Source organism: Rothia sp. HMSC064D08 (genome assembly GCF_001809525.1).
Classification (GTDB): Bacteria; Actinomycetota; Actinomycetes; order Actinomycetales; family Micrococcaceae; genus Rothia; species Rothia dentocariosa.
In genome coordinates, this window is record NZ_KV797900.1 from 42,947 (window position 1) to 56,753 (window position 13,807).

Sequence of the window (13,807 nt, forward strand, 5' to 3'; positions counted from 1 at the left end):
CGGTATCTTAAACCACCTTAAGCTTTTCTTCATGGTATCGAAATAGGTACTTTCTGTGTCGCAGAAACGACGGACGCAACGATAAAGTTTTCATAAACATTTTGGGATGTCATTCTCTTGTAATAGATGAACTCTGTTCGTTTTGTCCAACATTAAGTACTGTATTTTGTTTGCAAACAAGTCGGGTTTAAGGCCGCAAATCTTTAAGATTTAAAGTGCTCGTTGAATGTTGGATGAGGTGGGGTTGGATGGTAGTTGTTTGGCTTGTAGTGCGCTCAGGCCCTTTCGCCTATTTCATGGGGCTTAGTGGGGATTTGTGGCCGCCAAAAATATTTAGATATTCTAAAATATTATTGGCAAAAACATTCAGTTTTTCTAATGAGGTATTCAATACCCTTTTGTGGTGAAATAGAGACATCAATACGCTTCGTGTGCTTATAGCACACCGTAGTTAGTTAGGAGTCAAGGATGACGCATCCTTTCGCATCTGAGCATTACCAGAAATTGGCTCAGGACGCTCGTGCACTCGTTCGTCAATGGGTGACTGAGTCTCAGTCCATTAAGCCAACTTATGCTGCCAAGCAACTGGCTGGTGTTTTGAAAGACCCAAAGGGTCTGCCCTTTACCGTTGGATTTGTCGATGGCGTCATTCGCCCTGAGGACGACAACGTTTCGGGTCGTAACCTATCTCGTATTTCTGGTCTAGCTCCTTCCTTCTTGCCGTGGTACATGAAGTCCGCCGTTGGCTTCGGCGGTAAGCTGGCCGGTAAGATGTCGTGGCCTACCGTTCCTGTGGCGCGTCGCGTATTGCGCGAAATGGTAGGTCACCTGATCGTCGATGCTTCCGAAGAGAAACTGGGAGATGCCATCGCAGAACTTACCAAGAGTGGTAACCGTTTGAACGTTAACCTGCTGGGTGAGGCAGTGCTGGGTGATAATGAAGCCGAGCATCGTCTCTCTGAGACTAAGCGTCTGCTCGCTCGTGACGACGTTGATTATGTTTCTATTAAGGTATCTGCTGTCTCTGGTCCTCATCAGCACTGGGCATTTGACGAAGTTGTCGAAGAAGCAGTTCGACGTTTGACTCCGCTGTATGAGCTGGCCGCATCCTCTTCCCCCAAGAAGTTCATTAACCTGGACATGGAAGAGTACAAAGATCTCGATATGACCATTGAGGTCTTTACCAAGATCCTGGATCAGCCTCATCTGAAGGATCTTGAAGCAGGCATCGTGCTTCAGGCATACCTGCCCGATACTCTCGCCGCAATGCAGCGGTTGCAGGCGTGGGCAGCGGAGCGCGTTGCTAACGGCGGTTCTTCCATCAAGGTTCGTCTGGTTAAAGGCGCCAACCTCTCCATGGAAATCGTGGAAGGTGTTATGCATGGTTGGCCTGTTACCACCTGGGACACCAAACAGGCTGCAGACACCAACTACAAGCGCATCCTCGATTACGCACTGCGTCCCGAGCATGCGAAGAACATCCGCCTAGGCGTTGCCGGGCACAACCTCTTTGACGTTGCGTTTGCGTTGCTTTTGGCTGAAGACCGCGGCGTTAAGGATCGCGTGGAGTTCGAGATGCTGATCGGCATGGCCGAGCAGCAGGCAGAAATCATTCGCCGTCGTGTGGGACATCTGCTTCTGTATGTGCCCGTGGTGAACCCCAAGGAATTCGACGTTGCTATTGCATACCTGATTCGTCGCCTAGAAGAGAATGCATCTTCCGAAAACTTCATGTCGGGTATTTTTGATCTCGCAACTGACGAAGAAATCTTCAAGCGCGAAGAAGACCGCTTTATGCGCTCACTGAACTCGGTCACTGATGAGGTTCCGGAAGGCAAACGCCATCAGAACCGTCAGACTGAGAATGCAGATAACGTCTTCGTACCCGCAGGTCGTTTTGAGAACACACCCGATACCGACCCATCGCTGTCTGGCAACCGTGAGTGGGGCCGAGCAATCCTTGAGCGTTCCAAGACCACTCAAATCGGTATTGCTACTTTGAAGGAAAACGAGCTAACTTCTGCCGCTGAGGCTGAACAGCTTGTTGCTGATGCTGAAGCATCGGGTAAGGTTTGGGGTCGTCTCTCTGGCGCTGAGCGTGCTGCTGTACTGCGTAACGTTGGTAAGGAAATCGCCCTGCACCGTGCCGAGCTTCTGGAAGTTATGGCTGCTGAGGCTGGCAAGACTCTGGATCAGGGTGATACCGAGGTTTCTGAAGCTATCGACTTTGCCTACTACTACGCAATGCTTGCTGAAGACTTGGAAAAGATTGACGGTGCTCAGGTACAGTCGGTTGATTTGACCGTGGTTGTTCCGCCGTGGAACTTCCCGACGGCTATTCCCGCCGGTGGTGTTCTTGCCGGTCTGGCTGCAGGTTCGGCTGTTATCTTCAAGCCTGCAACTATTACTGCACGTACTGGTGCTCTGATTGCTGAGATCATGTGGAAAGCAGGCGTTCCCAAGGACGTTCTGAAGCTCGTCAAGGTTGTTGACCGTGAGGCTGGCAAGGTTTTGATCTCTCACCCCGAGGTTGATCGTCTGATCCTCACCGGTGGTTACGAGACGGCAGAGCTCTTCCGCTCCTGGCGCGATGATCTTCCGCTATTTGGTGAGACCTCCGGTAAAAACTCTATCATCGTGACCCCCAACGCTGACATCGATCTTGCTGTCAAGGATGTTGTATACTCGGCATTTGGACACGCAGGTCAGAAGTGCTCCGCAGGCTCTACCGTCATCTTGGTAGGCGCTGCCGCACAGTCCGAGCGTTTCCCTCGTCAGCTTCTTGACTCCGTCAACTCTCTGCACGTGGCACATCCGCAGGATATTGAAGCTCAGATGGGGCCTGTTGCACAGAAGCCTGAAGAGAAGCTTCTGCGTGGTTTGACTACTCTAGGGCCGGGGGAGCGCTGGCTCATTCAGCCTAAGGAACTTGACGATACCGGTCGCCTATGGAGCCCTGGTGTTCGTGAAGGTGTTAAGCCTGGATCTGAGTACCATATGACCGAGTATTTTGGTCCGATCCTGGGCATCATGACCGCAGATACTTTGGAAGAAGCTATTGAGCTTCAGAACGCACCGGATTACGGCCTCACCGCTGGTCTGCATTCGCTGGATGCAGAGGAGCTTGAGCTCTGGCTCTCCAAGGTGCAGGCAGGTAACGTCTATGTGAACCGTGGTATTACCGGCGCTATCGTTCGCCGTCAGCCCTTTGGCGGATGGAAGAAGTCCACTGTTGGTTCTGGTACCAAGGCAGGCGGTCCCAGCTACCTTATTGCATTGTCCGATTGGGAGCGCACCGAGGCTACCGCAACCGCTGTTCCTCAGTCAGTTGCTGTACGTGAAGTTCTGGCAACAGCAGATAATGCTGATTTGTGCACCGCAGAAGATTTCGCATTCCTGACCCGTTCAGCATCCTCGGATGCTGAAGCTTGGGAGAGCGAGTTTGGTTACGGCTACGATCCCTCGAAGCTTGGCGTTGAGCGTAACATTCTGCGTTACGTTCCCACTCAGGTTCTGGTACGTGCTGACGAATCCGCCTCTGTGGCAGATGCTGTTCGTGTGGTTCTTGCTGGCTTGGCTGCGGGTGCGCCGATGGCTCTGTCTGTGGGCAAGGATCTGCCGGTCGCTGTACGCGGTATTCTCGAAAACAAAGGCATCAAGTACCTAGTCGAGTCCGATGAAGCATGGCGCACATACTTGGCTTCTAACGCTAAGACTCCGGTTCGCGCTCTGGCTGGTACTCCGCTTGAAGGTACTCGTATCCGTTACATCGGTGATGACGTCAAGTCCGTGTACACGGCGCTGGGTGGTCGTCCCGACGTTGCTGTGTACTTCCACCCCGTGACCGAGGCTGGTCGTATCGAGATGCTCCCCTTCCTGCGTGAACAGGCCGTTTCGATTACCGCACACCGCTTCGGTAACCCGAACCCCTTCTCAGAGAGTGTTATCTCCTCTCGATAAGTGAGGTTCTAGCCTGAGTTGGGCTAAATAGAATGAGATGCCTCGTCTCTGCTATGCGTAGAGGCGAGGCATCTCACTATATTCTGTCTGATTTTCAATGTGTGAAATTTGCGAGGCACATCTTAACCTTACGGAAATTACTTCTAAGAACCTATGACACGGTTTGGAAAAAACGTGCTCAACATTACGTATCTATGAGATAATTTGTGTATTGCCTCTCGTATCCCACACCGTGAGAGGTTCGCACAGAACCGTGCGTAGCAAGAACACACTGAAAGGAAATCGCTGCTATGAGCAACGTTCCCGCAGAACTTCTGTACACATCTGATCATGAGTGGGTTTCCCCCCTTTCGGCTGAAGGTACTGTTCGCGTCGGTATTACCGATCACGCGCAGGATGCGCTGGGTGACGTGGTTTATGTAGACCTGCCCTCTGTCGGTGACTCCCTCGATGCTGAGGGTAGCTTTGGCGAGATTGAGTCCACGAAGTCCGTATCCGATCTTCTGTCACCAGTTGCTGGTGAGGTTGTAGCCGTTAATGAGGCGCTGGCTGACGACCCCGCACAGGTGAACTCCGATCCTTACGGCGAGGGCTGGCTTATCGAACTTCGTCCTGAAAATGCTGATGATGTGGCAAAGCTTCTTTCAGCGGAGGCCTATCAGGCTGAGTTGGACTAATTACTGGTACCTAGGCGTAGATATATATCCGGTGATTACCGCCAAAAAGACGGTAATCACCGGATAATTTTGTAAAATGTGACGAAAAATAAATACAAATAATTCTAAAAATTTATCAATACCTATACTTATGTGTCGCGTGGAAAAATAAGGGTTTTTGGATGAATTGGTATTGTTTTACTACTTGATGGTTAAAGTTTTGTAATCTTTCGGCATCGAAAATGCCGTTATTCGGCGGTTTTCTAATGGAATTCTGAGGCAGAACACTATAAGATTGACTCAAAGGTTCAGTGTTTATCATTTTGTGATAAATTATCTGAACCTCACTCACTCATAATACAAAAGAACAAGTAACGCCGTCTGCGAAGAAGCCGATTAGGTACTATGCAGCACGCCGAGGCGGTCTGCGCATCGGCGTAACTTTGACGAGCACAATTTCTCAAAGGAATACTATGAACTCCCGCATTGATGACAATCTCGCTCGGGCAGAGGCTCTAGTAGAGAGCACTGAACGTGGCAAAGATAGTCGTGACCCCCGAGATATCAAGAGCCGCACTATAGGACAGGTTTTGAGCCAGCTAGACCTTGATTTTCCGGGGATCAGCGCCTCTAAGATTCGTTTCTTAGAGGAGCGTGGTTTGGTGCATCCTAAACGTACCGATACTGGATATCGAAAGTACTCCCAAACCGACATTGAGCGCCTACGGTATATCTTGACGATGCAGCGCGACTACTATATGCCGCTCAAGGTTATTCGTCAGCATCTTGACGATCTTGAGGCTGGTCGCGCCATTAACTCTGTACCTGCACCCGTTTCGGACGAGATGTTGGACCAGGTTTTGGGATCCACCAACGTTGCGGAAGGGCGTACATACAGTATCCGTGAGCTTGCAGAGTACTCGGGTGCTTCTGTTGAGCTTATTCGTGAGCTTATTGACTTCGGACTTCTGGATGACGAAGCAGACGCAAAATACACTGAATATGATGTGCTGATTGCCCGTGCTAGCGCCGAGCTTATGGGGCATGGTATTCAGCCCCGTCATCTGAGAGCTTTCAAATCTGCAGCAGACCGTGAAATCTCTCTTGTTGAGATCGCGGTGGCTCCTTTAGCTTCGCGCCGTGATGCAGCTTCTCAGACACAGGCCCAAGAGCGAGCCGATAAGATTCGCAAACTTTGTCTGCAGTTGCATGCAACCCTTGTAGAGTCTGCAATGCCGACGTATAACTAGGGCTTTCTGTACGCATGTAGTTAGAAGCTTGCGCTGGCTTCTGCCTCCGTAGATGGAGCAGGAGTCAGTCCTGCCAAGAAAAATATCACTCAATCTCAGTGTTGGATGCGTGAAAGTTTGATCGCTTTTGCGCATCCATTTTTTAAGGTTTGTTGCGGATATAGTGCTCAATATGAGTAGGGTTTACATGTTTCCATGACCGTATTCTAGGCACGCTTAGACGTTGTATGGGCGGAGAATAATCTACTAAAGCTCAACTCCCACCCTGAAGATGTGCAAGTTTTATGCTAAAGGGAGAGATAGGTTAAACTATAAAGGCTGCCGTAGCTTTCAGAAGGCACGGTTCCTCTTTTCATCCCGTAATGTATTTGCTCTCTAAACGTGTAAAAACTGCTGGAGCTTAGTGCCCGGTATTTCCGTGCATTTGAACGGGTAACAAGGTAGGATAACAAACAGAAGTAACCCGTTCGGCTACGGACATCGGATAAGAAGGAGGTATTGCCAATGGCGCGATACGGCGTCGGTGACAAGACCACACCAGGGAATACCTCAAAAACTGGATCTCGTTCTTCTGAGACTTACCATGATATGCATGGTACAGCCGAGCAGCTAGAAGGGTTTGAAGTTCTTCTTCCGATGGAACCGCCTCCGCGTGGTGAACAGGGGGTTCTTTTTAAAGATCCTGTATCAATCGTCGACGAGAATCTAGGGTACCGCGGGTCTGTTGCCAGGAAAGCTGCCGGGATTAGCTATCGGCAGCTTGACTACTGGGCTCGTACGGAGCTTGTGGTGCCTACTGTGCGCTCCGCCTCAGGGTCTGGGACTCAACGGCTCTATAGTTTCCGCGATGTATTGGTTCTCAAGATCGTTAAGCGCCTTCTCGATACCGGAGTATCTTTACAACAGATTCGTACCTCTATTGACCATCTTCATACTCGGGGGATCGAGGACCTTGCAGGAATCACCCTGATGAGCGATGGAACCACCGTTTATGAGTGTACGTCGCCGAGCGAAGTTATTGATCTCGTACAGGCTGGCCAGGGTGTCTTCGGAATTGCTATTGGGCGAGTCTGGCGTGAGATTGAAGCGAATCTGAATGGGCAACCTGGTGAAGAGATGCAGACGGTATCGGACGCGGAAGACGAACTTGCCGCACGCCGCGCCCGTAAAGCCTGACGTGCACTAAAACCTCAATACTCTAGTAGAGTGGTTTTAAAGACATACGCTGTGGCACCACATATGCGTGATATACACGAGTGTAAAGATTATTGGGAAAACTTGCGATCGAGAGTTATCGAACGCAAGTAATTTCGATAAAATAAGAGTGCACTCATTCAATTGTTGAACTTATAACTTCGGAGCGCCATGCCTAGAATTGTCAGTGTTAGTAGCCTCAAAGGTGGCGTGGGTAAGACCTCCATTGTGTTAGGTCTTGCATCAGCAGCGTTGCACGGTGGGCTCAAAACCCTTGTCATAGATCTCGATCCCCACGGGGATGCTAGTACCGGACTTGCCGCAGAAGGTGGGTGCCCGGACATTGCCTCTATCCTGCTTACCCATGACACCGATGCGCTCACCCGCCTTGTGAGCCCGTCAGCTTGGAATAACCTGGTGGGTACACCTACGCTGCTCACGAGCAATCCTATAGAGGGCGGCGAAATTCATGTAGCTCGTGGTTCGGCGCGTTCGGCCCTTCTCGATACGAAAGAGCCCGCGCCCTTCATTGAACGGTTGCAGAACCTTATCGAAAATACTGGGAGCACATACGACCTAGTCCTCATCGACTGCCCACCGTTTTTAGGGACCCTTACAGCAACTGGATGGGGCGCAAGTCAGCGAGTGCTTTCGATTGCGGAGCCTTCACTTTTCTCCGTGGCGGGTACTGAGCGTACCCTCCGTGCGATTGTTAGGTTCCAGAAGGACGAGAATAGTTCTGTTGAGGCTGCTGCCGTTGTCGTGAATAAATTACGTGCCGACGATCCCGAGCACAGCTATCGGTACGAAGAATTGAAGGCACTCTTCGGGCAGCTTGTTGCTGAGCCTACGTTCAACGAGGAAGCTGTTATTCAGCGTGCTCTTGGGGCAGCACATCCGATTCACTTCTGGCCCGACGAAGAAGCTGTGGAGCCCTCCATACGATTTACACGTCTGCTTGCCGGACTCATGGCAGCACTGTAGAGCCTAGAGACGGATGCCCTGTCCCCGGAATAAAACCCGGGGTATAGCGTTGTAACGTACGTATTAAGACTCAGTAATCTTTATTGCATGTGAGGGACTATGAGTATCAAAGAGCTCGAAATTATTGATGGCGTAGCACAGTACGACCTTATCGTCATCGGCTCGGGATCGGGGAACACCCTGATAGGACCGGAATGGGATAACAAGAAAGTAGCGCTTATAGACGGTGGTACTTTCGGCGGAACGTGCCTGAACGTTGGGTGCATCCCCACGAAAATGTTTGTGTACCCGGCAACTACTGCGCAGAAAGCACGTGAGCTCAATAAGTTAGGTATTGAGGCTGAAATTACTGCGATTAACTGGGCACAGATACGCGATCGTATTTTCCCTCAGCGCATCGATAAGATTTCTGCTGGTGGGCGTGACTGGCGCGCTGGTCTGCCTAACGTGGATTACTATCCCGAATACGCTCATTTTGTTGATGCTCATACAGTGCAGACAGAGTCCGGGCAGAAACTTTATGGTCACCAGGTTGTAATTGCTGCGGGTTCGCGGGCGGTTCTTCCTGCGGTTCCCGGTATTGACTTACCACAGGTTCATACAAACGACACGATTATGCGTTTGGAAGAGTTCCCTCAACGTCTTGTGGTGCTTGGCGGCGGGGTTGTCGCCGCCGAGTTTTCGCATGTATTCTCTGCTTTGGGGGCACAGGTTTATCAAGTTGTTCGTTCTAACCGTATTCTCCGTGAGGTAGATAAAGAAGTTGTAGACCGGTTCGTGGAAGCCGCATCTCACCAGTGGAACATTCTCCTGGAACGCTCTCTTGTTGAGATTCGCGAGAACGGCGATGGAACCGTTACCGTCGTAGTTGAACACGATGGTGAGGTAGAGGAGATTGTTGCGGATGCCGTACTTGCCGCAACTGGTCGTCGTTCCAATAGCGATACTCTTAAAGCATCCAGTTTCTTTGGCGTCGATAGCCGCGGGTTTATTGGAACCGATAAATACCAGCGTGTGCTGTATAACGGTTCTCCCGTACCTGGAGTATTCGCGCTAGGTGATGTCTCCTCGCCATTCCAACTCAAGCATGTGGCGAACCATGAGGCACGGACCGTTCAACATAACCTTAGCCATCCCGATAGCTTTGTTGCCAGCGATCATCGTTTTGTCCCTGCTGCGGTTTTCAGTAATCCGCAGATAGCAACTGTGGGGCTCTCGGAAGAGAACGCCCGGAAGCTGGGGGAGCGTGAGGGCTTCGAAGTTACGGTGAAGAGCCAGAACTACGGCGATACCGCTTATGGATGGGCTATGGAAGATTCCGTGGGACTGGCGAAACTTATTGCCCGCAAAGACACGGGACAGCTCTTAGGCGCCCACCTTGTAGGGGAAGAAGCTTCAGTACTGATTCAGCCGCTTATTCAAGCCATGAGCTTCGGGTTGGGCGTGAAAGACATGGCCCGTGGTCAGTATTGGATTCACCCTGCTTTGACTGAAGTTATAGAAAATGCTCTTCTTGGGCTAGATGTAGATAACTAGTTTTCATATATAAAGCTGTGGAGGCTCTCACCAAGATTGGTGAGAGCCCCCACAGCTTTTAGCCTCTTTTCGCGTTCAAGAGCTACGATTCTTCCGAAGAGATTCGTGGAGCTTTTTGTTGTTTTCTAAATCTCCGCGCACGTGCTCTTTACCATCAGGGTATGTACGCTCTTCATCTGAAGGTGTGGCTCGGACTGGCTGATGCTGAGATAACTTTTCCGCCGCTTGTCCTTTAAACTCTTCAAGGCGTTCAGTCGCTTCGACCTTTAGATCATGAAGTTTTTCTGTCTTCTCTGTTTTGAACTCATGGAGCCTATCAGAAGCTTGCTCGGCGTAGCTTTGCAGACGTTCGAGTTTATTATTAGCGCTTTCCGAAACACGGCTATAGATGTCATCCACATAAGCAGAAAAATCCTGCAGAATCTTAGCCCGTTTGAGCTTTTGAGAAGGTGTTAAATAGCCGTCCGCCTCCGTCAAATCCTTACCCATAATGCGGAATTCGCGGATAGCTTCTGCGCGAGATACCAGTTGATTAGCCTCGTCAATAATGCGCTGGATCGCGGCACGCACGGCAGGATGCACGGCGGCCTCCGGCATGGAAAGGGAACGCGGAAGCCCCAAATGTTCAAGCTGATCGGGGAGAGTATCGGGATCGAGAGTAACTAAAGCCGCAATAAAGGGTTTCTGGTCTCCCACGAGCATAGCCTGAGATACTAAGGGAGAAGTTCGTAGATGGTTCTCCGCAGTGCCCGGAATAACATTCTTGCCCCCGGCCGTCACGATGATTTCTTTTTTGCGCCCCACAATTTTGAGGAGCCCTTGATCATCGAAACGGGCTAGATCACCGCTTTTGAACCATCCATCGTCAGTGAAAGACTGGGCATTTTCAGCGGGATTTTTGTAGTATTCCTTCATCACGCCGATTCCACGCAGTTCAAGCTCGCCATCTTCGGCAAGACGGCCTTGAGAACCTGGCAGGAGCGGACCAATAGCCCCGATCTGAAAATTGCTGATGCGCCCGGCAGCAATCGGCGCACATGTTTCCGTGAGACCATAACCCTCAACCACTCGGACTCCTACCGCATGGTAGAAATGATTCAACCGTGGGGAGAGAGGCCCGCCTCCACAAACCGCGTAACGTAATTTGCCGCCCATAGCGGCACGCAATTTCGCATAAACTAGCTTATCGTAGAGTGCATATTGCGCCGCTAACTTGAGAGGAAGCCTCCCAGAAACTTTAGCCTCAGACCAAGCGATAGCGGCGTTAACTGATCGCTTAAAAAGATTTTTGTTTAAGGTACCGCCTCGCGCCGCCTTTGCTAATGCTCCCTCATAAATCTTCTCAAAGACCCGCGGTACTACCAGCAGCATAGTGGGCTTAAAACTATCCAGATCAGCAGCAAGATTCTTAATGGTAGGGGAGTGTCCAACAACAACTCCGGAATCCAAAGCAAGAATCTGAATAAACCTTGCCAGAACATGCGCTAAAGGTAAGAAGATAAGGGAAGAACTGCGCGGATTAGCGATTTCCGGTTCCACTATGCGCGTGTTAAGACTCAAGTTAAGAAAGTTTCCGTGCGTGAGTGCGCATCCCTTAGGTTTACCTGTTGTACCGGACGTGTAGACGATGGTTGCAAGCGAATCGGCATGAGCATGCGTGCGGGCCGCTTCAAGTTCGGCATCGGAGACATCTAGACCTGCCGTGATGAGTGTATCCAGATCTCCATTTTCAATAACCCAACGATTTTTAATATTGAGCGGGTGAAATTTATGCGCCTTATCAGTAATCTGAACCAGTTTATCGTTCTCCACAAAAATTGCTTGTGCCTCAGAATGCGATAAGGCCCAGGCAACTTGTGCGGGTGCGTTCGTCTCGTAGATAGGTACCGATATGGCTCCGGCATACCAGATAGCAAAATCTATTAAAGCCCACTCAAAGCGGGTGCGGCTCATAATACCTATGCGATCACCAGGTTTAACGCCATGCGCAATGAGTCCCTTGGCTACGGAAACCACCATGTCATGAAACTGATGTGCGTGAATGTCCTGCCAATTGCCAGGCGACATCTGCCACCGATACAGCACGGGATTTGAGGTGTCGGAGGCATGGCGTTCCACAATACTGGTGAGATTCAACGCTGGATCTACCGTGGCTTCTGCGGGTACGGAGACAATTTGCATACAAGGCCTTTCAACGCTGTAGCTTGGATTATGCTTCACAGTCAACGACAAAATCTTGTATCACGGATAAAACAAGTTCCGCGTCGTAGTCTAGAGTCGGCACATGGTAACTGTGAGTCAACCATTTAAAGTTTACCGGTGCTGAGCAGTGTTCTAGAAAATAGCGGTGCGAACTATCTGAGACAACATGATCGTGGAGGGAACGCAGATAAAGCACCGGAGCTCGTAGCAAGGGTATCAGCTCACGAGTCTCTCGGCCCAAAAGGTGAAGCTGCCGTACAGAAACGGTAGGAGTTCGCGGATATGCACCTTCATCAACTCCAGGACGGGCAATGTCAGATCCAACAGACTTGAGCGAAGGAAATATAGGGGCAACTCGGTGTGCCACTTTCATCATGGGGTTTACATCCACAAAATAGGGGTTAATGAGCACCAAGCCTAGAACATCATGCCGAGCCGCTAAATTGGCAGCAATGCACCCGCCCATAGAAATACCGATTACGATAACCCGATAGCCTGCATTGAGGAGTTTCCAATATCCTTCTTCGACACCATCAACCCACTCTTTATACTCGGTCGCCACCATGTCTCGCCAGTGTGTGCCATGCCCAGCAAGACGAGGCATCTCAACAGGGTAGCCGAGCTTAATAAAGTGATCTGCTATAGGTCGCATACTGTGCGGGGATCCTGTGAAGCCATGAATGATGAGAATGCCAACATCACCCTCATAGAGTTCACGGTCAGCCGGATGGGAAATAGGATCGTGGTTGAACTCCGACTCTAAAGAGTTTTGCACACGCATTGTTGAGGGCTGGATGGCAAGCTCACGACGCTGATGTGCCTGACGGCGGATGCGGCGCAACGGTTCACCTGCATTCTCGAAAATATTCATGGCTTCCTTTCAACAGTACGCTCTCACTTTGAGACTTGGAACCGTTCAAGAGTTGAATAGGTTCGTGGTCAATTATTACCTACAGCTCTGGGATAACACCGTCTGAGCTACGCTAAGAGCGCGAAAACGATAATATTCACAGATAACTATCAGACAAAAGTCACCTCGGCGTCGGGAAAGAGGGGATTTCGGCACGGTACTGCTAAAACCGTTACAATCTAATCACGTAGAGGTTTCGCATTGTTGCCGTCCTCTCGTGATATGTGCTCGCTAACCACATCCGTCATATACGGGTACGCGTGCCCATCCCGCATTTATTGTTTTATGACGGAAGAGTTATGACCCTCGCCTACAGCACCCTCAAATTTCTTAGTACGCCCATTCTGCATAGTCTCTATCGGCATGAGATTATCGGGCTTGAGAACATACCCCAGGGACCGGTCATTATTGCAAGTAACCACCTAGCATTTTGCGATTCAGTTTTTATACCTCTTGCGCTCGATCGCCCTATTAATTTCTTGGCGAAAAGTGATTACTTCACAACATCCGGTGTCAAAGGTCACGCTATGGCTAAATTTTTTACAAGCATGGGTCAGCTTCCCATGGATCGTTCCGGTGGGGTCAAAAGTCAAGAATCTCTTGCCAGAGGCCTTCGGGTGCTAGAATCAGGCGGCATACTGGGGATCTACCCCGAAGGCACCCGCAGTCCTGACGGGCGTGGCTACCGTCCCAAAGTTGGAGTAGCAAGGTTAGCCCTTGAATCTGGAGTTTCTGTTGTACCAGTAGGGCAGATTGGTACGGACCTGGTGCAGCCGCTGGGAACAAACAGGCCGCACCTGCGCAATCGCGGACAAAAGATAACGATTCGTACAATTTTTGGAAAGCCGCTAGATTTCTCCAGCAGAAGTCACGAAGCGCATCTTTTCTCCGTACAGCGTGAGATTGCGGATCGTGTAGGTGTAGCTATTCGTGAGCTTAGCGGGCAAGAATATGTTGATGTGTACGCGGATGCGGTGAAAAAACTCATGGCGTCCGACAGTTTAACCGCCGAACAGGCTGTAAACCGTCTGTGTGCAGAGTGCCCATAAACTTATCTAAGACTGCGCCATATGCTCAGATACGGCATTTTAGGAAGGTACAATAATCTTTATCCT

At 50.4% G+C, this 13,807-nt stretch carries 9 protein-coding genes; 7 read left to right on the forward strand and 2 right to left on the reverse strand.

The window, feature by feature from the left end; all coding sequences use genetic code 11:
* The first annotated feature begins 468 nt into the window (after positions 1–468).
* The 6 genes from HMPREF2625_RS07015 to HMPREF2625_RS07040 all read left to right on the forward strand — a co-directional run bounded on the left by HMPREF2625_RS07015 (position 469) and on the right by HMPREF2625_RS07040 (position 9,580).
* Entirely contained in the window at positions 469–3,960 is a 3,492-nt protein-coding gene (locus tag HMPREF2625_RS07015; protein ID WP_070523407.1) for a bifunctional proline dehydrogenase/L-glutamate gamma-semialdehyde dehydrogenase, read from the forward strand.
* Positions 3,961–4,250: 290 nt separating this feature from the next.
* Positions 4,251–4,637 (forward strand): glycine cleavage system protein GcvH, encoded by a 387-nt coding sequence (gene gcvH / locus HMPREF2625_RS07020; RefSeq protein WP_004004367.1) that lies wholly within the window; start codon positions 4,251–4,253, stop codon positions 4,635–4,637.
* A gap of 452 nt (positions 4,638–5,089) precedes the next feature.
* Positions 5,090–5,866, forward strand: a complete 777-nt coding sequence (locus tag HMPREF2625_RS07025; RefSeq protein ID WP_070523410.1) for a transcriptional regulator FtsR — start codon at positions 5,090–5,092, stop codon at positions 5,864–5,866.
* Between the two features lie 588 nt (positions 5,867–6,454).
* Positions 6,455–7,042 (forward strand): MerR family transcriptional regulator, encoded by a 588-nt coding sequence (locus tag HMPREF2625_RS07030; protein WP_070524424.1) that lies wholly within the window; start codon positions 6,455–6,457, stop codon positions 7,040–7,042.
* Positions 7,043–7,231: 189 nt separating this feature from the next.
* Entirely contained in the window at positions 7,232–8,044 is an 813-nt protein-coding gene (locus tag HMPREF2625_RS07035; RefSeq protein WP_070523413.1) for a ParA family protein, read from the forward strand.
* A 99-nt stretch (positions 8,045–8,143) separates the two neighbouring features.
* Positions 8,144–9,580, forward strand: a complete 1,437-nt coding sequence (locus tag HMPREF2625_RS07040; RefSeq protein ID WP_070523417.1) for a mycothione reductase — start codon at positions 8,144–8,146, stop codon at positions 9,578–9,580.
* Positions 9,581–9,655: 75 nt separating this feature from the next.
* Here HMPREF2625_RS07040 and HMPREF2625_RS07045 read toward each other — a convergent pair whose 3' ends face one another.
* Together HMPREF2625_RS07045 and HMPREF2625_RS07050 are read right to left on the reverse strand one after the other, a co-directional pair.
* Entirely contained in the window at positions 9,656–11,761 is a 2,106-nt protein-coding gene (locus HMPREF2625_RS07045; RefSeq protein WP_070523420.1) for an AMP-dependent synthetase/ligase, read from the reverse strand.
* Between the two features lie 28 nt (positions 11,762–11,789).
* Positions 11,790–12,653 (reverse strand): alpha/beta hydrolase, encoded by an 864-nt coding sequence (locus HMPREF2625_RS07050; RefSeq protein WP_070523422.1) that lies wholly within the window; start codon positions 12,651–12,653, stop codon positions 11,790–11,792.
* 338 nt (positions 12,654–12,991) lie between these two features.
* Here HMPREF2625_RS07050 and HMPREF2625_RS07055 point away from each other — a divergent pair, with 338 nt between their 5' ends.
* Positions 12,992–13,741: a lysophospholipid acyltransferase family protein gene (locus HMPREF2625_RS07055; protein ID WP_070523425.1), complete on the forward strand. Its 750-nt coding sequence runs from the start codon at positions 12,992–12,994 to the stop codon at positions 13,739–13,741.
* The last annotated feature ends 66 nt before the right edge of the window (positions 13,742–13,807 follow it).